19 protein-coding genes, 2 tRNA genes and 1 other RNA gene are annotated in these 19750 nt (G+C 76.2%); 9 read left to right on the top strand and 13 right to left on the bottom strand.

Going from position 1 to position 19750, the window contains the following annotated elements; genetic code table 11:
• Window positions 1–19 precede the first annotated feature (19 nt).
• From ACI8AC_RS07980 to ACI8AC_RS07950, 7 genes are all read right to left on the bottom strand, one after another.
• The gene (locus ACI8AC_RS07980) at window positions 20–1657 is read right to left on the bottom strand and encodes a VWA domain-containing protein (protein WP_456896900.1); all 1638 of its coding nucleotides are present in this window, start codon (window positions 1655–1657) and stop codon (window positions 20–22) included.
• Window positions 1658–1752: 95 nt separating this feature from the next.
• On the bottom strand, window positions 1753–2730 hold the full coding sequence (locus ACI8AC_RS07975; protein WP_456896899.1) for a UDP-glucuronic acid decarboxylase family protein: 978 nt from the start codon (window positions 2728–2730) through the stop codon (window positions 1753–1755).
• A gap of 192 nt (window positions 2731–2922) precedes the next feature.
• Window positions 2923–4266 carry an ABC transporter substrate-binding protein gene (locus ACI8AC_RS07970; protein WP_456896897.1) on the bottom strand — a complete coding sequence of 448 codons (1344 nt, stop codon included), beginning with the start codon at window positions 4264–4266 and terminating at the stop codon, window positions 2923–2925.
• A gap of 60 nt (window positions 4267–4326) precedes the next feature.
• On the bottom strand, window positions 4327–5490 hold the full coding sequence (locus tag ACI8AC_RS07965; RefSeq protein ID WP_456896895.1) for a branched-chain amino acid ABC transporter permease: 1164 nt from the start codon (window positions 5488–5490) through the stop codon (window positions 4327–4329).
• A gap of 6 nt (window positions 5491–5496) precedes the next feature.
• Window positions 5497–6375 carry a branched-chain amino acid ABC transporter permease gene (locus ACI8AC_RS07960; RefSeq protein WP_456896893.1) on the bottom strand — a complete coding sequence of 293 codons (879 nt, stop codon included), beginning with the start codon at window positions 6373–6375 and terminating at the stop codon, window positions 5497–5499.
• A gap of 54 nt (window positions 6376–6429) precedes the next feature.
• Window positions 6430–7224 carry an ABC transporter ATP-binding protein gene (locus ACI8AC_RS07955; RefSeq protein WP_456896892.1) on the bottom strand — a complete coding sequence of 265 codons (795 nt, stop codon included), beginning with the start codon at window positions 7222–7224 and terminating at the stop codon, window positions 6430–6432.
• A gap of 1 nt (window position 7225) precedes the next feature.
• The gene (locus tag ACI8AC_RS07950) at window positions 7226–8074 is read right to left on the bottom strand and encodes an ABC transporter ATP-binding protein (protein ID WP_456896890.1); all 849 of its coding nucleotides are present in this window, start codon (window positions 8072–8074) and stop codon (window positions 7226–7228) included.
• A 189-nt stretch (window positions 8075–8263) separates the two neighbouring features.
• Between ACI8AC_RS07950 and ACI8AC_RS07945 the strand changes: the two genes are divergently transcribed.
• Window positions 8264–9469 (top strand): PucR family transcriptional regulator, encoded by a 1206-nt coding sequence (locus ACI8AC_RS07945; RefSeq protein ID WP_456896888.1) that lies wholly within the window; start codon window positions 8264–8266, stop codon window positions 9467–9469.
• Between the two features lie 13 nt (window positions 9470–9482).
• Here the strand turns inward: ACI8AC_RS07945 and ACI8AC_RS07940 are convergent, their stop codons facing one another.
• The 3 genes from ACI8AC_RS07940 to ACI8AC_RS07930 form a co-directional block, all read right to left on the bottom strand.
• Complete coding sequence (locus tag ACI8AC_RS07940; protein ID WP_456896886.1) at window positions 9483–9716, bottom strand: DUF2630 family protein; 234 nt, start codon at window positions 9714–9716, stop codon at window positions 9483–9485.
• A gap of 64 nt (window positions 9717–9780) precedes the next feature.
• On the bottom strand, window positions 9781–10698 hold the full coding sequence (locus tag ACI8AC_RS07935) for a prephenate dehydrogenase/arogenate dehydrogenase family protein (protein WP_456896884.1): 918 nt from the start codon (window positions 10696–10698) through the stop codon (window positions 9781–9783).
• Window positions 10695–11138: a PaaI family thioesterase gene (locus ACI8AC_RS07930; RefSeq protein ID WP_456896882.1), complete on the bottom strand. Its 444-nt coding sequence runs from the start codon at window positions 11136–11138 to the stop codon at window positions 10695–10697. Before ACI8AC_RS07930 ends, ACI8AC_RS07935 begins: the two co-directional genes overlap by 4 nt.
• Window positions 11139–11196: 58 nt before the next feature.
• Here ACI8AC_RS07930 and ACI8AC_RS07925 point away from each other — a divergent pair, with 58 nt between their 5' ends.
• From ACI8AC_RS07925 to ACI8AC_RS07905, 5 genes are all read left to right on the top strand, one after another.
• Complete coding sequence (locus ACI8AC_RS07925; protein WP_456896880.1) at window positions 11197–11859, top strand: O-methyltransferase; 663 nt, start codon at window positions 11197–11199, stop codon at window positions 11857–11859.
• Complete coding sequence (locus ACI8AC_RS07920; RefSeq protein ID WP_456896878.1) at window positions 11856–12353, top strand: tRNA adenosine deaminase-associated protein; 498 nt, start codon at window positions 11856–11858, stop codon at window positions 12351–12353. The genes ACI8AC_RS07925 and ACI8AC_RS07920 overlap by 4 nt, the downstream gene beginning before the upstream one ends.
• Entirely contained in the window at window positions 12350–12994 is a 645-nt protein-coding gene (locus ACI8AC_RS07915) for an HAD-IA family hydrolase (RefSeq protein WP_456896876.1), read from the top strand. Before ACI8AC_RS07920 ends, ACI8AC_RS07915 begins: the two co-directional genes overlap by 4 nt.
• A 79-nt stretch (window positions 12995–13073) precedes the next feature.
• Window positions 13074–13547: a nucleoside deaminase gene (locus ACI8AC_RS07910; protein WP_456896874.1), complete on the top strand. Its 474-nt coding sequence runs from the start codon at window positions 13074–13076 to the stop codon at window positions 13545–13547.
• Between the two features lie 10 nt (window positions 13548–13557).
• A tRNA-Ser gene (locus ACI8AC_RS07905) sits at window positions 13558–13642 on the top strand.
• A gap of 59 nt (window positions 13643–13701) precedes the next feature.
• Here ACI8AC_RS07905 and ACI8AC_RS07900 read toward each other — a convergent pair.
• A complete protein-coding gene (locus ACI8AC_RS07900; RefSeq protein WP_456896872.1) occupies window positions 13702–15360 on the bottom strand; it encodes a serine/threonine-protein kinase in 1659 nt (552 codons plus the stop codon).
• 36 nt (window positions 15361–15396) lie between these two features.
• On the bottom strand, window positions 15397–15744 hold the full coding sequence (locus tag ACI8AC_RS07895; RefSeq protein WP_456896871.1) for a hypothetical protein: 348 nt from the start codon (window positions 15742–15744) through the stop codon (window positions 15397–15399).
• A gap of 110 nt (window positions 15745–15854) precedes the next feature.
• On the opposite strand from ACI8AC_RS07895, the gene ACI8AC_RS07890 reads away from it, so the two are divergent.
• A tRNA-Ser gene (locus ACI8AC_RS07890) sits at window positions 15855–15939 on the top strand.
• A gap of 71 nt (window positions 15940–16010) precedes the next feature.
• On the opposite strand, the gene ACI8AC_RS07885 is transcribed toward ACI8AC_RS07890, so the two are convergent.
• Window positions 16011–16958, bottom strand: a complete 948-nt coding sequence (locus ACI8AC_RS07885) for a DMT family transporter (protein WP_456896869.1) — start codon at window positions 16956–16958, stop codon at window positions 16011–16013.
• 201 nt (window positions 16959–17159) lie between these two features.
• Here ACI8AC_RS07885 and ffs point away from each other — a divergent pair.
• Window positions 17160–17255: signal recognition particle sRNA small type (gene ffs, locus ACI8AC_RS07880), an RNA gene on the top strand.
• Window positions 17256–17366: 111 nt separating this feature from the next.
• Window positions 17367–19679 (top strand): DNA polymerase III subunit gamma and tau, encoded by a 2313-nt coding sequence (locus ACI8AC_RS07875; protein ID WP_456896867.1) that lies wholly within the window; start codon window positions 17367–17369, stop codon window positions 19677–19679.
• The last annotated feature ends 71 nt before the right edge of the window (window positions 19680–19750 follow it).

Here is a 19750-nt window from a genome sequence, read left to right as displayed (position 1 = left end):
TGCGCCCGGAGGACGACCGTCAGTCGCGCTGGCGCAGGGCGTCGAAGAGCACCGTCTGCAGGTCGGCGGGGTCGACCGCCGAGTAGGCCGCGCCGCCGGTGACGTCGGCGATCTGCTGCAGCGCCTCCTGGTCGGCGTCCGGGCCGAGCGCCACCCCGATGACCTTGACCGGCCGTTCCGGGTCCGCCTCGCTCTCGAGCGTCGACAGCAGCTCCTCGAGCGCGATCCCGTTCGCGTCCTCGTTCGTCCCGTCGGTGACCACCAGCACGCTGTTGACCGCGGTCGGGTCGTAGTCCGACCGCGCCGCCCGCACCGCGGCCAGCGTCGTGTCGTAGAGCCCGGTCCCCCCCGGGGTCAGCCGCGAGGGGATGGTGGTCAGCGCCTCGTCGAGCGCCTGCCGCTGCGTGCCGCCGTCGACCGAGGCCCCGAGCTCCCGGGTGGGCACGACCTCGGTCCAGTCCTGCTCCTCCTGCACCTCCGCGGCGAAGAACCACAGCCCGAGCGCGTAGCTGTCGGGGACCAGCGACAGCGTGCTGCGCGCGGCGTCCCGGGCGAGCGTGGCCCGCGTCCCGTCGCCGGCGGGGGCCTCCATCGAGGTGGAGACGTCGAAGACCGTCAGGATCCGGGACGGCGCCACGAGGCTCGACAGCCGGCCGAGCAGCGCCTGGACGGCGGCCGGGTCCAGCTCCAGCCGCTCCGGCGCGTCGGCGCGGATCCCCAGCGGCTCCCCGGCGTCCGGCGGGGCGGCGCCGTCCGGCCCGCGGAACCCGGCCTGGCGCGCGGCGGTGACCGCGGCCTCGGAGGTCAGCGCACCGACCACCGCGTCGACCGCCGCCGCGTCCGCGTCCCCGACCGCGCCGACCCGGACCACCGGGTAGTCCAGGTAGGGCGAGCCCTCGGTGGGGTAGACGGCCGTGAGCGCGGTGCCGGAGACCTCCTGGTTGGTGCCGTACACGGTCTGCTCGGCGACCGGGACCAGCGGTGCGTCGGTGGCGCCGTCGCTGCCGGCCGCCAGGGCGTCGTCGACCGACACCCCGCCGGCCCGCTCGGCGGCCAGCACGGCCTGCACCACGGCGTTGTCGGCGTCGGCGTCCCCGCCGAGCGCCGAGCGCACCGCGCCGAGCGCGGCCAGGCCCTCGGCGGAGGTGGCGAGGTCCGGGACGGCGAGCCGCTGCTCGCCGGCCAGCGCCGCGCCCCAGCCGGGCGGGGAGTCGGACCAGCCGAGGGCGTCGACGGCGGTGGTGCTCGTGGCGAGCACCACCGGCGAGACCGCCACGGAGTCGCCGGCCTCCAGCTGCTCGTCCTGGGTGCGGGCCAGCCACAGCGAGGAGTCCGGCACCCACACGTGCGGCAGCGCCGACGCCTCCAGCGTGCCGAGCTCCCCGACGGTCGCCACCGGCTCCTGGGCGGTCACGACGGCCTCGGCGCAGACGTCCTCGCCGAGCCCCCCGCCGAGGACCTCCTCGGCGACAGGCGCCATCTCGGGCGCCACCGCGACCCGGATCTGCGCGGGGTCGTCGCACCCCCCGGACCCCACCGCCCACCAGGTCACGCCGGCGGCGGCGAGCACGACCACGGCGACGACCGCGGCGATCGCCAGCGGTGGGATCGCCAGCGCCGTCCCCCGTCGCGCGCTGGTGTCGGCGTGGCGGCCCACGGCGTTCCCCCCTCGTTGCCCACGGTGCGTGCCCGGCGACCCCCTGGAACCGCCGCCCCCAGCCTAGATCGACCGGGTGAGCCCGCGCCGGGTGCTCAGCCGGCCTGGGCGGTCGCCGCCTGCAGCCGGCCGGCGAACCAGTCGACGGTCCGCCGCAGGCCCTCCTCGGAGGGCACGGTGGGGCGCCAGCCGAGCAGCCGCTCGGCGCGGGTGGTGTCGGGACGCCGGACCTTGGGGTCGTCGACCGGGAGGTCGACGAAGCCGATCTCCGAGGAGGACCCGGTCAGCTCCACGATCCACTGCGCCAGGCGCAGCATCGACAGCTCGTCGGGGTTGCCGATGTTGATCGGTCCGGCCTCCGCGGAGAAGGCCATGGCCAGGATGCCGCGCACGGTGTCGTCGACGTAGCAGATCGACCGGGTCTGGGAGCCGTCACCGGCGACGGTCAGCGGCCGCCCCTCCAGTGCCTGGCCGACGAAGGCGGGGATGGCCCGGCCGTCGTCGGCGCGCATCCGCGGGCCGTAGGTGTTGAAGATCCGGACGATGCCGGTGTCGGTGCCCCTGGAGGTGCGGTAGGCCGTGGTCAGGGCCTCGCTGAACCGCTTGGCCTCGTCGTAGACCCCGCGCGGGCCGACCGGGTTCACGTTGCCCCAGTAGTCCTCGTCCTGCGGGTGCTGCAGGGGGTCGCCGTAGACCTCGGAGGTCGAGGCCAGCACGTAGCGGGCACCCTTCTCGCGGGCCAGGCCCAGGGTGTGCAGCGTGCCGAGGCTGCCCACCTTCAGGGTCTCGATCGGCATGCGCAGGTAGTCGAGCGGGCTGGCCGGCGAGGCGAAGTGCAGGACGAGGTCGACCGGGCCGGGCACGTGCACGAAGTCGGTGACGTCGCAGCGGACCAGCCGGAAGCCGGGGTGCTCCACGAGGTGGACGACGTTCTGCGGGGACCCGGTCAGGAAGTTGTCGAGGCACACCACCTCGACGTCGCGGGCCAGCAGCTGCTCGCACAGGTGCGAGCCCAGGAACCCGGCCCCACCCGTCACGACCGCCCGCCGGATCGTCCGTGCCGCACGCACCATGCCTGCTCCTCCCGACCGGGGCGCCCAGCGCGCACACCGCGCGGCCTCCTACCCGCCGGGCGGCCCGCCACACACTTAGACCGCTAAGTGATCCGGGTGGGTGAACGGCGACGGGCCGCCGGCCCCGCGAGGGGACCGGCGGCCCGCCGGTGGTGCTGTGCCTCACCGCATGCCTGCGAGCAGCGGGGTCCTCTAGTCGACCGCCGACTCCTCCTCGGGGATCGCGTTGGCCGGCGGCGGGGCCTGCTCGCCCTCGAACTCCTCGATCGGGGCGTCGCCGAGGTCGGTCACGAGCACCGGGGTCTGCTCCTCGGCGGTCGTGCCGGTGATCCGGCTCACCTGCATGCCGCTGGTCCCCATGTGGCTGTCCGCGGAGTAGCGGAACGGCGCGAAGGTCGGGCCCTCCCACTCGCCACCGGCGGTCTCGATGGCCTCGATCAGGCCGTCGCGGGTGGGGTTCTGCCCGGCCGCCTGCAGAGCCTGCGCGGTCGTGTAGGCCTGCGCCATGCCGTAGATGCGGTAGTTGGTCAGCTCGCCCTCACCGCCGCACTCGTCCCAGATCCGCTGGAACTCCTGCACCCAGGGGTTGTCGGGGGAGTCCACGCCGGGCAGGTACTCGGTGGTGAGCGCCCCGTCGAGCAGGCTGGCGTCGCTCACCGCGCCCTGCGAGAAGTTCTGCAGCAGCGAGCCGACCAGGGCCGGGTCCGAGCCGACGTTCGAGTAGAACCACTGCGGCTGGTAGCCCAGGCGCAGCGCCACCAGCTGGGAGAGCGCGGTGTAGCTCGGCACGTTGAAGCCGACGACGAAGTCGGCGCCGGCGGCCTGCAGCGCGGCGATCTGCGGGCCGACGTCGGTGTTGCCCGGCACGTAGCGCTCGGCGGCGACGATCTGGTCGTCGATGTACTGCCGGATGCCGCGCTCGCCGTCCTCGCCGAAGTCGTCGTCCTGGAGGAACAGGCCGACCTTCGCGTCGGGGAAGTTCTCGGCGATGTACTGCCCGATGATCTTGCCCTCGGACTCGTAGTCGGTCTGCCAGCCGAAGGTGTACGGGTAGTCCTCCGGGTTCTCACCCCAGAGCCGCGAGCCGGAGGCGACGAACAGGTCGGGCACGCCCTCGGCGTTGAGGAACTCCAGGACGGCGCTGTGGGTCGGGGTCCCGAGGCCACCCATGATCGCGAACACCTCGTCCTCGAGGACGAGCTGGTTGACCACCGCGCTGGTGTTCGTGGGGTTGTAGGCGTCGTCGCGGTAGACGTAGTCGATCTCCCGGCCGTTGATCCCCCCCTCCTGGTTCAGGCAGTCGAAGTAGGCCTGGACGCCGGTGGGGATCTCGCTGTACCCGGGGGCGGCCACACCCGTCAGCGGGTAGTGGGCGCCGATCTTGATGCTGTCCTCGGTGATGCCGATGTCGGAGGCCTCGTTCTCGCCGCCGCCGCCACCGCCGCTGCCACCGTCCCCGCCGCCGCAGGCGGCGAGGGTGGAAGCGACGGTGGCCGTGGCCAGGATCCGGGTGAGGCGCCGGGACGATCTGGTCAACGGATCTCCTTCTCTCGGTCCCGGACGTGCTGCCGGGGGTCTGTGGGGGTGGGGGCGGCGTCAGGCCCGGCCGGCCGCGAGGGCGGCCCGGCGGGCGCGCCAGGTGCGCCAGCGCAGCCGGAGGGATCCGACCACGCCCGCGGGGGCGAAGATCATCACGACCACCAGCACGACGCCGTAGACGAACGGGGCCAGCTGGGCCGCCTCGGTGTTGTTGAGGCCCAGGTCGGCGCCGAGGTCGGTGACGAAGGGCGGCAGGAAGACCAGCAGGGCCGAGCCCAGCAGCGCGCCGAACAGGCTGCCGAGCCCACCGATGACGATCGCGGTCAGCAGCGCCAGGGAGAGCACCAGGGTGAAACCGCTGGGCGCCGCCAGCCGCACCACGAGGGCCAGCACCGCACCGCCCAGGCCGGCGCAGGCCGCGCTCACCACGAAGGCCAGGACCCGCCAGGCGCCGAGGTCGATGCCGGCCAGCTCGGCGGCCACCTCCTGGTCGCGCACCGCCCGCCACGTGCGGCCCACCCGGCTGCGGGCCAGGTTGGCCAGCAGGAAGAAGGTGATCAGCAGGCAGATGGCACCGAGGTAGGCCAGCCACTTGGTGTTCGAGGCCGGGTTGCCCGAGAGGAAGCCGATGAAGCTGTCGAACGCCTCGGGGGCACGGGGCGCCCGCACCCGCAGGCCCTGCTCACCGCCCAGCCACTCCCGGAAGTAGAGCGCGAGGCCGGGGAGGCCGACGGCGAGGGCGAGCGTGGCACCGGCCAGGTAGGGGCCGTGCAGGCGGGCGGCGGCCACACCCACCAGGGCCCCGACGAGGGTGGTGAGGAGCACCGCGACGAGCAGGATGACCGGGAGCGGCAGCGGCTCCTCGGCGTCCAGGAACAGGGCGGTCGTGTAGGCGCCGACCGCCATGAGGGCCCCGTGGCCGAGCGAGATCTGCCCGTTGAGGCCGGTCAGCACGGTCAGCCCGCCCGCCGCGATGGCGTAGTAGGAGAGCTGGGCCAGCTGGCTGTTGGTGAACTGGTCGGTGGACTCGAGCAGCACGACGGCGACGACCGCGCAGAGGACGAGCACGAGCAGGTGCCGCAGCAGCGTGTTGCCGGGCAGCAGGGAGCGTCCCGTGGCGGCGCCGGCCGACGGCGCGTTCGCGGCGGCGGTCGACTCGGTCGGCGACTCGGAGCTCATCTCGCCGGACGACGTGGCGGTGGTGTCCTGGGGCTGGCTCATCGCGGGTCAGGCCCTCCGTGCCGTGCTGCTGGCGAACAGGCCGCCGGGTCGGACCAGGAGCACCACCATGAGGATCACGAGGGCGGCCAGGTTGACCAGGGCGGGGTCGAGGTAGGCGCTGACGTAGGCCAGCGCGAGGCCGATGGAGAGGCCGCCGACGACGGCGCCGACGGGCGAGTCGAGGCCGCCGAGCACCGCGGCGACGAAGCCGAAGACGATGAGCGCGTCCATGTAGGCCGGCCAGACCAGGCCGCCGCCGGCGATGAGCAGGCCGGACAGCGAGCCCACGACGGCGGCCAGGGCCCAGCCGAGGGTGAGCATCCGGCCGACCCGCACCCCGAGCAGCCGGGCGACCTCCTGCCCGAACGCCGACGCGCGCATCGCCAGGCCGACGCGGGTGAACCGGAACAGGGCGATGAGGCCGACCATGGTGACGACGACGGCGCCCAGCACGTACAGGCTGTTGGGGGTCAGCGCGATCGTGGTGTCGCCGATGCTGAAACCGCGCAGGCCGAAGGGCGCCGGGAACGACTCGAACGACGAGCCGTACACAATGGCGATGAGGGCCTGGAAGGCGATGAACAGGCCGAGCGTCACGATGACGGCGTTGAGCTCGGGCCCGCCCTCCACGGGCCGGATCACCACCCGCTCCACGACCGCGCCGAGGACGAACCCGGAGACCAGGGCCACCACCAGGGCCAGCCAGTAGGACCAGCCGCTCTGGATGAGGGCGAGGGCGATGAAGCTGGTGGCCGCGGCCATCGAGCCCTGGGCGAAGTTGACGATCCGGGTGGACCGCCAGATCAGCACCAGGGCGAGGGCGAAGGCGGCGTAGACCGACCCCGAGATCAGCCCGGTGAGGGTCACGTTGACGAACTGCTGCACGGTGCGGGATGCCTTCCAGGCTGGTCGGGCGAGGGCGCTGGTCGGGGGAGGGCGTCAGAAGCCGAGGTAGGCGTGCCGCAGCTCCTCGTCGGCCATGAGGGTCCGGGCGGAGTCGGTGACGACGACGCGGCCCAGGTTGAGGACGACGCCGATGTCGGCCACCGACAGGGCGCTGCGGGCGTTCTGCTCGACCAGCAGCACCGACAGGCCCTCCTCGTCCACCAGCTGGCGGAGCAGCCCGAAGATCTGCGCGACGATCCGCGGCGCGAGGCCGAGGGAGGGCTCGTCGAGCAGCAGGAGGCGGGGGCGGGCGAGCAGCGCGCGGCCGATGACCAGCATCTGCCGCTCGCCACCGGAGAGGGTGTGCGCGTGGTTGTCCCGGCGCTCGGCGATCCGGGGGAACAGGTCGTAGACCCGGTCGAACTCCTCCCGGCCGACCTTGCCGCGGAACAGCGCGCCCACGCGCAGGTTCTCCTCGACGGTGAGCTCGGCGATCACGCCGCGCCCCTCGGGCACGTGCGCCATGCCCTTCTGCACCATGGCCTCGACCGGGGCGCGGGTGATGTCCTCGCCCAGGAGGTGGACCCGCCCGCCCGTGCTGCGCACCAGCCCGCTGATGGTGCGCAGCAGCGTCGTCTTGCCGGCGCCGTTGGCCCCGAGGACGGCGGTGATGCGGCCGGCCTCGGCCCGCAGCGAGACGCCGTCCAGGGCCCGGACCGGGCCGTAGGAGGCGGAGAGGTCGGTGACCTCCAGGACGGGCGCGGCGACCGCGGCACCGCCGGCCGCGCCGCGGGTGGCACCGGCGGCCGTGCTGCCCTTGCCGAGGGACACCTGCTGGGGGTCCGCCACGTCAGCCCTCCCGCCCGTCGACGCCCGCGCCGACCTCGACCTCGTCGCCCAGGTAGGCCTCGGTGACGGCCGGGTCGGCCTGCACCTCGGCCGGGGTGCCGGCGGCGATCTGCTCGCCGGAGTCCAGCACGGTGATCCGGTCGCAGACGCGCATCACCAGGTCCATGTGGTGCTCGACCAGCAGCACGCTCATCCGGCCGGACAGCGCGCGGATCAGGTCGCCGAGCTCGTGCATCTCGTCCTCGGACAGGCCGCTGGCCGGCTCGTCGAGCAGCAGCAGCTCCGGTTCCACGACCAGCGCCCGGGCCAGCGCCACGCGCTTCTGCACCGGGTAGGGGAGCGAGTCGGGGTAGCGGCCCGCGTAGGCGGTCGCGTCGAGCTCCTCCAGGGCGGCCATGGCCCGCGTGCGCAGCCGGGACTCGTCGCGGTCCGCCGTCGGGACGGCGAACAGCGCGGAGAAGAAGCCGGCCTTGGCGTGCCGGTGCGCTCCCACCATGACGTTCTCGAGCACGGTCAGCCCGCGGAAGAGGCCCACGCCCTGCAGGGTGCGGGAGATGCCCAGCCGGGTCAGCTGCTTGGGCTTGAGCCGGCGCAGCTCCTCGCCGCGCCAGACGATCCGGCCCTGGGTGGGGCGGACCAGGCCGCAGGCCACGTTGAACAGCGTCGTCTTCCCCGCGCCGTTGGGCCCGATGAGCCCGTGGACCTGCCCGGGCTCCACGGTCAGCGACACGTCGGAGAGGGCGGTGACGCCTCCGAAGGAGACGCTGATGCCGGTCATCTCGAGCCGGTGGGTGGGCGGTCGGTCCTGGTCGGGTGTGCTGCTGCCGGCGGTCGATGGCGGCTGCGCCACAGGGCCCACGGCTCCTCTGGGGTCGGGGAGCCGCCCGGCCGGCCGGGGCCGGCGGGCGACGATCGGGTCACGGCTACGTCCCCGAGAGCCTGCGTGCCGGTGGTGACCGTCACAATGGGCGCACCGCACACCGATGGGCGGCACGTGTTGTGCTGGGTGCGATGCCGGTCACGTGACGAGGGGGTGGGGATGCAGCCGTTCCGGGACGAGGTCTCCGCCCGGCTGGTCGAGCTCGCCCCGCGGTTGTTCGCCCGGCTCGACGACATGACCGCGCGCATGGTCGACGTCCTCCACGAGAGCGACCCGGCGTACCGGCGCCTGGCCGACCGCGACGCCGGTGAGCTGCGCTGCTCGGCCCGTGCCGGCCTGGAGCGGGGGATCCGCAGCCTCATCGGCGCCGCCGCGGGCGACACCCGGACGATGCAGCGCGAGGCCCGGCAGGTGGGCCGCCGCCGCGCCGCGCAGGGGGTGCCGCTGGAGTCGGTGCTGCGCGCCTACCGGCTGGGCGGCCAGGTCACCTGGGAGGCGCTGCTGGAGGCCTCCCCGCCCGGCGACGTGCTCCTGCTCGAGGTCGCCGGCTCGGTGTGGCGGACCAACGACGCCGAGTGCGCCGCGGTCGCCGAGGGGTACCGCGAGGAGCAGCTGCGCCGCGCCGAGGCCGACGACGCCGCCCGCCAGCGGGTGCTCGACGGGCTGCTGGACGGGCGGGGCGGGGACCCGGCGTTCGAGCGGGTGGCCGCCGAGCTGCTCGGGGTGCCCCTGGAGGGGCGGCTGCTCGCCGTGGTGGCCCTGCCCGACCCCGCGGGGGAGCCGACCCTCGCCGAGCCGGGCCCGGCCCTGCTGCGGCGCGGGGTGCGCTCGGTCTGGGGGGCCCGCTCCGGGGCGCAGGTCGGCGTCCTGGTGCTCGGGGCCCGGCGGCCGGACCAGGTGGTCGGCTGGCTGGCGGCGCTGGCCGCCGGACCGGTCGGCGTCTCGGACGTAGTGGAGGGGGTCGCCGCCGTCGCGGCGGCCTACCGGATGGCCGAGACCGCCGCCCGCACGCTCCCGGCCGGCGAGCCCCGCGTGGTGACGATCGACGAGCGGCTGCCGGAGGCGCTGCTCACCAACTCCCCGGAGATCAGCTCGCGCCTGGTGGCGCGCTCGCTGGGCGGCCTGCTGGAACTGCCAGACGAGGAGCGCTCGGTCCTGCTCGACACCCTGGCCGCCTTCCTGGCCGCCGACGGTTCACCGACCCGGGCGGCCGAGGCGCTGTTCTGCCACCGCAACACCGTCATGCACCGGCTGCGCCGGATCGAGGCGGTCACCGGGCGCACCACCACCGACCCGCGGTCCCGGCTGCTGTGGCAGCTGGCCCTGCTGGGCGCCGGGCGGCAGGCGGCGGCGCACCCGGTCTGAGGAGGGGGTCCTCCTACTGGAGGTAGCCCTCGACCTGGTCGGCCGGGCGGGCGTGGGCCTCCTCGGGGTCCTCGCCGTACTGGCGACGGGCCCGGCGCTGGCGCAGCAGGTCCCAGCACTGGTCGAGCTGCACCTCGAGCTCGTCGATCCGGGCGCGCTGCTCGTCGGTGTGCTCGGTGCCCTCCCGGAGCTGGTGCTCCTCGTCGACGAGCGCGTGGATGCGGGCGATCAGGTCCTTCTCGTCCATGGGCGCGTTCCTGCCCCGTGCGGGCCGCGCCGTAACGGCCGGCACCGGCCGGAGGGGTCCGGCCCTACCCGTCCCCGGGCACCCAGCCCTCGACGAAGGCGGCCAGCCGCCGGGTGACCGCGCCCCCGGCCCGGCCCAGGGCCAGCAGCGCCGCCCGGTCGAGCGGCACGCGCACCGGGCGCTGCCCCGGGGTCGCGGTGCGCACCGCGTGCCCGGCGGCCACCAGCTCCGGCCACGGGCGCGCCAGCTGGGCCCGCACCCGCTCGAGGGCGGCGTCCACCGGCCCGGCGTTGCCCTCCACCATCGCGGTGACGAACGCCGGGTCGCTGGCGATGACCCGTGTGCCGTCGCGAAAGCTCCCGGCGGCCAGCGCCAGGGCCAGGGGGCCGGCCTCCCCGGCCGCGGCGGCCAGGGCGGCGGCCAGCAGGTGCGGCACGTGGCTGACGGCGGCCACCGCCGCGTCGTGCTCGGCGGCGGTGGCCGGGACCACCTCGGCCCCGGCGGCGAGGGCCACCTCGGCCACCCGCAGCCAGCGCGGCAGCTCGGTCGCCGGCTCCAGGCACAGCGCCCAGCGGGCGCCCCGGAAGAGCGCCGGGTCGGTGGCCTCGTGCCCGGAGCGCTCGGTCCCGCACATCGGGTGCCCTCCGACGTACCGGCCGCCGAACCGCTCGCCGAGCACCGCGTGCACCGGCGCCTTGACCGAGCCGACGTCGGTGACGGTGGCGTCCGGGGCGACGTCGAGCCCGTCGAGCGCGGTCGGCAGGACGGGCAGGGGGACGGCGAGCACCACGACGCCGGACAGCTCCCGCGAGATCCGCACACCCCGCGCCGCCGCGGCGTCCCGTGCCGCCGGGGCGACGTCCCACCCGCTGACGTCGCGCCCCGCGGCGGTGAGCGCGGCGGCCAGCGACCCGCCGAGCTGGCCGAGCCCCACCACGGCGACCGGCGGGGCCGGCAGGGTCGGCACCGGGAAGGCGGTCACGCGGGGTCCGCCCAGGGCCGGTCCGTGCGGAACACCCGGGCCAGGGCGGTGGCGACCAGCCGGCCGTCCTGGGCGCGCGCCTCGATCCGGTAGACGGCGGTGCGCGCGCTGCGGTGCAGCTCGACGCCCTCCGCGGTGAGGACGTCGCCGGGCCGGCCGGCGGCGCAGAACTCGGTGTGCACGTCCTGGGCCACCGCCACCGTGCCGTGGCTGTTGCTGACGGCCGCGTGCACGACGTCCAGCAGCGCCATGGTGGCCCCGCCGTGCGCCATGCCGACGGCGTTGAGCAGCTGCCCGCCGACCGGCATCGAGGCTCGCGCGTACCCGGGCCGCACCTGCTCCAGCGTGATGCCCAGGTGCTCGGCGAGCGGGTCGGCGGCGAGCCGCTCGAACAGGGCGGGAGCGACGTCGGCGCCGTCGTCCGGCGCGGGATCGGCCATGATCGGACCCTATGGCCCCCGCGACCACCCGTCCCCGCACGCCGCGGACCCTCGCGTCATGACCCCCCGCTCCTTCCTCCTCACGCCGGAGCTCGGCGACTACGTGCGCCGCTGCTCCGAGCCGCCGGACGACGTCGTCCGCGACCTGCTCGCCGAGACCGCGGCGCTGGCCGAGCGGGGCGAGGCCTCGCCGACCTTCCAGATCGCCCCCGAGCAGGGCACGTTCATGCAGGTGCTGACCCGGGCGCTCGGCGTCCGCCGGGCCGTCGAGATCGGCACCTTCACCGGCTACTCGGCCCTGTGCATCGCCCGCGGGTTGCCGGCCGACGGGTCCCTGCTGTGCCTCGACGTGAGCGAGGAGTGGACCGCGATCGCCCGCCGGTACTGGGACCGCGCCGGGGTGGGCGACCGGGTCGAGCTGCGGCTGGGCGATGCGCACCGGTCGCTGCGCGCGCTGCCCGCCGAGCCGACCTTCGACCTCGCCTTCGTCGACGCGGACAAGACCGGCTACGCCGCCTACGTCGAGGCGCTCCACCCGCGGATGACCGAGAACGGCGTGGTGCTGCTGGACAACACCCTCGCCAACGGCAGCGTCCTGGACCCGCAGGACGACAACCAGCGCGCCATCGCCGAGCTCAACGTCGCGCTGGCCGCCGACCCGCGGTGGGAGACGGTGCTCCTGCCGCTGTCCGACGGCCTCACCCTGCTGCGCCGCCGGTGAGCGGCACCGGGGCGCGGGCGAGCTGGGCGGTGCGGGTCAGCCGGCCGGCCGGCCGCTGGCGGGTGGAGCTGCTGGCCGAGGACGCCGGCGACGAGCTGCCGGCGCTGGAGCGGGCGCTGGGCGAGCCGGGCGCGGGCGGCTGGCCGGGGCCGTTCGTCGTCGTGGTCGACTCCCGGCTGTACTTCGTCGCCCTCCGGCACGGGCCCGGGGGCATGGTGCGGGCGCTGATCAGCGACGCCACCATGCAGGAGTGGCTGCTGGCCAGCGAGGTGGTCGAGCGCTACGGCATCGCCGTCGACGCCGAGGGGGCCTTCGACGACGACGAGACCGGCTGGCCGGGTGGTGACCTGGACCTGTTCGCCGACGACGGGCTGCCCGCCGAGCAGCTGCGGCCGATCGTGACCGCCGACGACCTCTGGGCCGACGAGATGGTCGCCGCGATCGCCGCGCGGCTGGGCTTCGCCGGCGAGCTGGCCGCGGCGGTGGCGCCGTGACCGCGCGCGCGGTCGTCTTCGACCTCGGCGGGGTGCTCACCGAGAGCCCGATGGTGGCCTTCGCCGCCTACGAGGCCGAGGCCGGGCTGCCCGAGGGGCTGATCCGGCGGCTCAACAGCACCGATCCCGACACCAACGCCTGGGCCCGGTACGAGCGCAACGAGCTGGACGCCGCCGGCTTCGTCGACGCCTTCGAGGCCGAGGCCCTGGCCGCGGGGCACCGGGTGGACGCCACCCGGGTCCTCGCCGCGCTGGCCGGGGACCTGCGCCCGGCCATGGTCGCGGCGGTGCGCCGGCTGCGGGAGGCCGGGCTGCCGCTGGCCCTGCTCTCCAACAACGTCGCGCCGATGGAGCGCACCGGCCGGCTCGGCGAGCTCCTGGCGCTGTTCGACGCGGTGGTGGAGTCGTCGGTGGAGGGGGTGCGCAAGCCGGAGCCGGAGATCTACCGCCGGGCGCTGGACCGGCTGTCGGCCGCCGTCGGCCGGCCGGTCGCCCCGCACGACTGCGCCTACCTCGACGACCTCGGCATCAACCTCAAGCCGGCGCGGGCGATGGGCATGCACACCGTCAAGGTCGTCGACCCCGCCGCGGCCCTGGCGGAGCTGTCGGAGCTGACCGGCGTCCCGCTGGACCCGCCGTGACGGCGCGCGCGGTCCCGGGAACCGGTCCCGCTCCCTACGTCTGTGAGTGCACCTGCACTCAGAGACGTAGGTCCGCGGGGTGGACGTGGTGACCGTGGACGTCGACGCCGCGATGGGCCGTGCCCTCGAGCTGGCCGCGGCCGCCGAGGGGTGGGGTGACACCCCGATCGGGGCCGTCGTCCTGGGGCCGGACGGCGAGCTCCTGGCCGAGGCGGCCAACGAGCGCGAACGCCGCGGCGACCCCACCGCGCACGCCGAGGTGCTCGCCCTGCGGGCCGCCGCGCGGGTGCACGGCGACGGCTGGCGGCTGACCGGGACGACGCTCGTGGTCACCCTCGAGCCCTGCACGATGTGCGCCGGGGCGAGCGTCCTGGCGCGGGTGGGCCGGGTCGTGTACGGCGCCGACGACCCCAAGGCCGGGGCCGCCGGCTCCCTCTGGGACGTCGTCCGCGACCGCCGGCTCAACCACCGGCCGCAGGTCACCGGCGGTGTGCGGGCCGAGGAGTCGGCCGCGCTCCTACGCGCGTTCTTCCGCCGCCGGAGGGCCCTGTAGTCTTCTCGGCGGTGGCGTGTCCGAGCGGCCGAAGGAGCACGCCTCGAAAGCGTGTGAGGTGCAAGCCTCCGTGGGTTCAAATCCCACCGCCACCGCGTGCACGAGAGCCGCTCCCGGGGTAGCCGGGGGCGGCTCTCGTCGTCCGGGGGCCGGGTCAGCCGATCGTCTCCACGTACCGGTCGAGGTCCACCAGCCAGCCGCCGTCGCCGTCGGGGACGAGCCGCACCTCGTGCAGCTCGGTCTGGTCGCTGCCGTCGTCCCCGGTGAAGCGCACCTCGGTGGTCGCGACGACGGTGCCGTCGTCCTGCCGGGCCGCGTCCCGGACGCCGGCCAGCTCGACCTCCGCCCAGGGCTCCCAGTAGCCGCGGTAGTAGTCCTGGCCGGCGACCGACTGCAGGTAGGGGCCGGTCAGCGCGTAGGCGGCGTCCGGGTCGCCGGGCAGCAGCGCGTAGTAGGCGTCGAGGGTCGTCCGGGCGACGGAGAGGGCATCCGCGGGCGGGGTGGTCCCCTCCGTCGACGGCGGGGGCTCGGTGGTGGGTGCCGGTTCCTGCGTCCCCGGTTCCTGCGTCCCCGGTTCCCGGGTCCCCGGGGCCTCCGTCGTCGGCTCGCCGTCCTCGGCCGAGGGTGTCGGGGTGGCGGCCGGCGCCTGCCCGCCGGTGTCGCGGCCGACCGCCCAGACGACCAGCACCCCGGCGAGGACGGCGGCCAGCACGAGGCCCGCGATCACGGCCGCCCGCCGTCGCCCCCGCCGCGGGCGGCCGCCGTCCGGCGGGGAGGTCGCCGGCGCAGCCGTGGGACGGGGTGCCGGGGGACGGGGCGCCGGCCCGGGGTCGGCCGGCGGGGCCGCCGGGGGCGGTGACACCGGGGCAGCCGGCACCCGGGCGGGAGCCGCCCCGGCGCGCAGCTCCGCCGTGCCGTGCGGCGCGGCCGCCGAGCGCAGGCCGGTGCGGGCCATCAGGACGGTCGTCGGGTCGCCGTCCCGGCCCGCCGCGAGGACGGCCAGCTCGTCGCGGACCGCCGGCATGCCCGGGCGACCGGCCGGGTCGTCGGCCAGCATGCGGGTGAGGACGCCGGTGAGCGGACCGGCGTTCTCCGGCGGTGCGGGGTCGCCGGCCGCGACCCGGTGCAGCAGGCGCAGCGGGTTGTCGTCCATGCCGAAGGGCGGCCGGCCCTCGAGGCAGGTGTAGAGGGTGGCGCCGAGGGAGAAGACGTCGCTGGCCGGCGTCATGTCCTCACCGCGGGCCACCTCGGGGGCCAGGAACGCCGGCGTCCCGGTGATCTGGCCGGTGCGGGTGAGCGTCACGTCCCCCGAGGCGTGCGAGATCCCGAAGTCGGTGATCTTCACCACCCCGTCGACGCGGTCGCCGCGGCCGATGAGCACGTTGGCCGGCTTGACGTCGCGGTGCACGATGCCCGCGGCGTGCGTTGCCGCGAGCGCGTCGGCGACCTGGGCGCCCACCTGGGCCACCAGGCCGGCGGGCAGCACGCCGTCCTCGGCGAGGACCTCCGCCAGGCTGCGCGAGGGCAGGTACTCCATGACCAGCCACGGCGCCCCGCCGTCCAGGGCGACGTCGTAGACCGAGACGGCGTGCGGGTGGGAGAGCCGGGCCGCGATGCGCCCCTCCCGCAGCGCCCGCTGGCGAAGCTGCTCCACCTCGGCCGGGGTGGCGGCCGGCGGGGCGAGGACCTCCTTGACCGCGACCTGCCGGCCGAGCCGCTCGTCGAGGGCCAGCCACACCGCCCCCATGCCGCCGCCCCCGATCCGGGACAGCAGCCGGTAGCGCCCTGCCACCACGCGGCCGGGCCCGGTCACTCCCTCCTCCGCTCGTGTGGGTCGGCGCCGTGCGCGTCAGACGCCGCTGGGCACGCCGTAGCGGCGGGCGTACTCCTCCTGCGCACCGGCCGGCAGAGCGTCGTAGAGCTCGCCGAGCTCCCGGGTCGCCTCGGGCGAGAGGTCGTCGAACAGCCGCTGCCAGGTGGGGGGCTCGTCGTAGCTGCGGGTCAGCAGCAGCTCCCAGGCACGCGTCTGCCGGTCGCGCTTGCCCCGCTCCGCGGCCACCTCCGAGAGGTAGGCGTCGGTCGCGGCGTCCTTCTCCGCCTTCGTGGCGGTCGGCGGCAGCCCGGCCGGGTCGTCACCCCTGAGCACCGCCACGATGGCGGCGACGACCTCGGGGCGGGGCCGGTCGGTGTCACTCATGGCGTCGCTCTCCTGTCGGGGCCGGGGGTCCGTCGTGGTGCGGACAGCCTCTCCCATCGGCGGGGGGTCAACCACCCGGCGCCGCGCCCGGTATCGTGGGGGACGCCGTTGGAGGATTCGCCTAGTGGCCTATGGCGCTCGCTTGGAAAGCGGGTTGGGGGCAACCCCTCGGGAGTTCGAATCTCCCATCCTCCGCAGCCCACCGGCCGGGCCCCGCTCCCCGGGGCCCGGCCGGTGTCGTCCCCGGCCCGGGAGCCGCAGGGTGGTCAGCCGCCGGGCGGCGCCCCGACGACCGGCTCGGCCGGCGCGCCGAGCCGGCGTAGGTAGAGGCCGGCCACCGCCGCCAGCACGAGGACGCCGCCGGCGAGGGCGCCCAGCGGCAGCCGCTCGCCCAGGAACGCGGTGGCCAGCACCGTCGCGGTCACCGGCTCGAGGAGCGTGACGATCGCGGCCACCGCGCCCGGGACCGTCTGCAGGCCGCGGAAGAACAGCGCGTAGGCCAGCGCGCTCGGGACCACGCCCAGGTAGACGAGGGTCAGCAGGGCGGCGGGGTCGGCCGTCGTCCGCAGCCCGGCGGCCAGGGCGACGGGGGTGAGGAGCAGTGCGCCGCCACCGAACCCGACGAGGGTCACCGGCACCCCGGCCGGCACGCCGCCGCTGGCCAGGGTGACGACCGCGTAGCCCAGGGCGGACCCGACCGCGAGGAGGGCGCCCACGAGCACCGCCGTCCCCGCCGAGGCCCCCGCGGTCAGGCCGACGAGCAGCACCAGCCCGGTGAGGGCGACGGCGAGGGCCACCAGCGTGGCCGGCTCGGGCCGGCCGTGGCCGAGCAGCGCGGCGCCGAGGGCGATGAGCAGCGGCGCCAGGCCGAGGGCGACCAGGGTCGCGACGCTCACCCCGGCCGTGGCGACGGCGGCGAAGTAGGCCAGCTGGTAGGCGGCCAGGCCGGTGGCGACCAGCAGGAGGCGGACGGGGACACCGCGCCCCGCCCGGCCCGCCGGTGCGGCGCGCCGCCGGGTGATCAGGTGGGCGGCCAGCAGGACCACGGCCCCGATGGCCATGCGGTGCCAGGCGATGTCGAGCGGGCCGAGGTCGGTGCGGTCGGCGACGACGCGGCCGCTGACCCCGGCGGTTCCCCAGAGCAGGGCGGCGAGGACGACGAGGGGGAAACCACCGGTGAGGCGCGCGCCGGCGGGGGAGAGGGGGATGGGCATGACGCTCCTGGTGCGGGTCCGGATCGGGGGCTCGGACCGGAGCGCGCCGGGGCCCCCGGCACCGGGTGCCGGGGGTCAGCCCGCGGGGCTCCGGGTCAGGAGCGCGGCGGGGGGAGGACGAGGGCGCGCCGGGGCGTCATGACATGGAGCGTATCGGGCACCCGCTGCCGGACTCGACCGAGTTCGTGGCCTACAGTGGGGGCAGACCCCTCGTGCGGCGTCACCCCGTGAACCTCCCCAGGGCCGGAAGGCAGCAAGGATAAGCGGGCTCTGGCGGGTGCGCGGGGGGTCCCTTCATGTCCTCCGCCGGTCCGCCGGCGCGCACCCGCTGCAGCTCCCCGCCGGCCGGTCGCGGCCCGCGGCGCCGGGGTCCGCGACGGTGTCCCCGGTGGCACGTAACCTCGCCGCGTGGCTCTGGCGCTCTACCGGAAGTACCGCCCGGCGACCTTCGCCGAGGTGGTCGGGCAGGAGCACGTCACCGCGCCGCTGGTCAACGCGGTCGAGAGCGGCCGGATCAACCACGCCTACCTGTTCAGCGGCCCGCGCGGCTGCGGCAAGACGTCGTCGGCGCGCATCCTCGCCCGGTCGCTGAACTGCGAGCAGGGGCCGACGGCGACGCCGTGCGGCGTCTGCACCAGCTGCGTCTCCCTCGCCCCCGACGGGCCGGGCTCGATCGACGTGATCGAGATCGACGCGGCCAGCCACGGCGGCGTCGACGACGCCCGGGACCTGCGCGAGCGCGCCTTCTTCGCGCCGGTCAACAGCCGCTACAAGGTCTACATCGTCGACGAGGCGCACATGGTGACCACGCAGGGCTTCAACGCCCTGCTCAAGGTCGTCGAGGAGCCACCGGAGTTCCTCGTCTTCGTCTTCGCGACCACCGAGCCGGACAAGGTGCTGCCCACCATCCGCTCGCGCACGCACCACTACCCGTTCCGGCTGGTGCCGCCCTCGACGCTGCGGGGCCTGCTGGAGCGGACCTGCGCCGCCGAGGGGGTGCAGGTCGAGCCGACCGTCTTCCCGCTGGTGGTGCGCGCCGGCGGCGGGTCGGTCCGCGACTCGCTGTCCATCCTCGACCAGCTGCTCGCCGGCGCCGGGGCCGAGGGCGTCACGTACAGGAACGCGGTGGGGCTGCTCGGCGTCACCGACGACGCCCTGCTCGACGAGACGATCGACGCCCTCGCCGCGCAGGACGCGCCCGGCGTCTTCCGCGCCGTCGACCGGGTCGTGGAGGCCGGGCACGACCCGCGCCGCTTCGCCACCGACCTGCTCGACCGGCTGCGGGACCTCATCGTCCTCGACGCCGTCCCCGACGCCGGGGGCAACGGCCTGCTCGACTGCCCGCCCGACCGGCTGGACCTGATGAGCTCCCAGGCCCGGGCACTGGGCTCGGCCACCCTCTCGCGGATGGCCGACACCGTGCACGCCGGCCTGACCGAGATGCGGGGCACGACGGCGCCGCGGCTGCTGCTGGAGCTCGTCTGCGCCCGCATGCTCCTGCCGGCCACCGACGACGCCGCCGCGGCGACCCTGCAGCGCCTCGAACGGCTCGAGCGGCGGATGTCCATCGCCGGTGAGCACGCCGGGCGGCCGGTCGCCGAGGCGCCGGTCCGCGGGGCGCCGGTGAGCGAGGCGCCGGCGCGCGAGGTGCGCCGCGAGCCGGTGGACGACGCCGCACCGCCGGCCGACCGGCCGTCGGCCCCGCGCCGCGAGTTCGTCCGCCGGTCGCAGCAGGCCGCCGCGACGGCGCCCGCGGCGACCGCACCCGACGCGCCGCGGTCCCAGCCCGCGCGGCCCGCTCCCGAGCCACCCGCGCCCGAGGCCCCGGCTGCCCAGGCCCCGGTCGCCGAGGTGCCCGCACCGGCCGCCACGACCCCGCCGGCCGCTCCCGCGGCCCCTCCGACCGCCCCCGCGGCCGAGGACGACTGGCCGGAGACGACGCGCCCCGGGTCGGGGGGCGCGCCGGCCCGGCCGGCGCCGTCCGCCCCGGCACCGGCAGTGCAGCCGCCGGCGGACGAGCCCCAGCGGGCGCGGGTGACGACCACCGAGCCGGACATCCCGCTGCCCCCGGAGCCGACCGACGACGAGGACTGGCCGCACCCGGCCCGGCCCGCCGCGGCCGCCGCGGCCGCCGCGCGGGTCGAGGCGCCGCGCCCGTCGGCCCCACCGCGGGCCGCGGCCGAGTCCTCCCCGGCCCCCCGGGGTGGGGAGCCCACGCCGGTGGTCTCCGCCAACCCGGAGCCGGCGGACTCCGGCGGGGACCTGACGACCACCGACGTCCGGCGGGTGTGGCCGGAGCTGCTCAAGGTCGTGCGCGGCCACAAGCGCACCACCGAGGCGCTGCTCAAGAGCGCGCAGGTGCACGACCTCGCCGCCGGCACGCTGACCCTGGCCGCGACCTCGCCGGCGCTGGCGAAGATGCTCGGCGACGACCTCAACAAGGACGTCGTCCGGCAGTCGCTGCAGGAGCTGCTCGGGGTCCGCTGGAAGGTCCAGGTCGTCGTCGACGGGGCGACCCGCTCCGGCGGCGGCGCCCAGCCGTCGCCGGAGGCCGCCCGGGAGGCGGCCCGCGCGGCGGAGGCGGCCGAGGCGCAGGAGCTCATGGCCCAGCGCGCGGCCGAGGGGGAGGACCCCGACCGCCACCGCGAGCCGGCCGTCGACCCGGAGCAGGCCGCGCTCTCCCTGCTCCGCACGCACCTCGGCGCCCGGCCGATCGACTGAAGGACCTCGTCCTCCCCACCGCTCGCACGCTCGCGGCGGGACCCGGGACGAGGCCGGGGTCCCGCCGCCCG

The organism is Geodermatophilus sp. SYSU D00758, from assembly GCF_054049955.1.
The sequence above is the reverse complement of the archived record's forward strand: the minus strand, read 5'-3'. Positions and strand labels throughout refer to the sequence as shown.

What these genes read in the sequence shown, in the direction of transcription:
- ACI8AC_RS07975 (WP_456896899.1), bottom strand. Translation starts at nt 2,730, where the DNA reads ATGGTGCGTGCGGCACGGACGATCCGGCGGGCGGTCGTGACGGGTGGG.
- ACI8AC_RS07965 (WP_456896895.1), bottom strand. Translation starts at nt 5,490, where the DNA reads ATGAGCCAGCCCCAGGACACCACCGCCACGTCGTCCGGCGAGATGAGC.
- ACI8AC_RS07945 (WP_456896888.1), top strand. Translation starts at nt 8,264, where the DNA reads ATGCAGCCGTTCCGGGACGAGGTCTCCGCCCGGCTGGTCGAGCTCGCC.
- ACI8AC_RS07940 (WP_456896886.1), bottom strand. Translation starts at nt 9,716, where the DNA reads ATGGACGAGAAGGACCTGATCGCCCGCATCCACGCGCTCGTCGACGAG.
- ACI8AC_RS07930 (WP_456896882.1), bottom strand. Translation starts at nt 11,138, where the DNA reads ATGGCCGATCCCGCGCCGGACGACGGCGCCGACGTCGCTCCCGCCCTG.
- ACI8AC_RS07925 (WP_456896880.1), top strand. Translation starts at nt 11,197, where the DNA reads ATGACCCCCCGCTCCTTCCTCCTCACGCCGGAGCTCGGCGACTACGTG.
- ACI8AC_RS07895 (WP_456896871.1), bottom strand. Translation starts at nt 15,744, where the DNA reads ATGAGTGACACCGACCGGCCCCGCCCCGAGGTCGTCGCCGCCATCGTG.
- ACI8AC_RS07885 (WP_456896869.1), bottom strand. Translation starts at nt 16,958, where the DNA reads ATGCCCATCCCCCTCTCCCCCGCCGGCGCGCGCCTCACCGGTGGTTTC.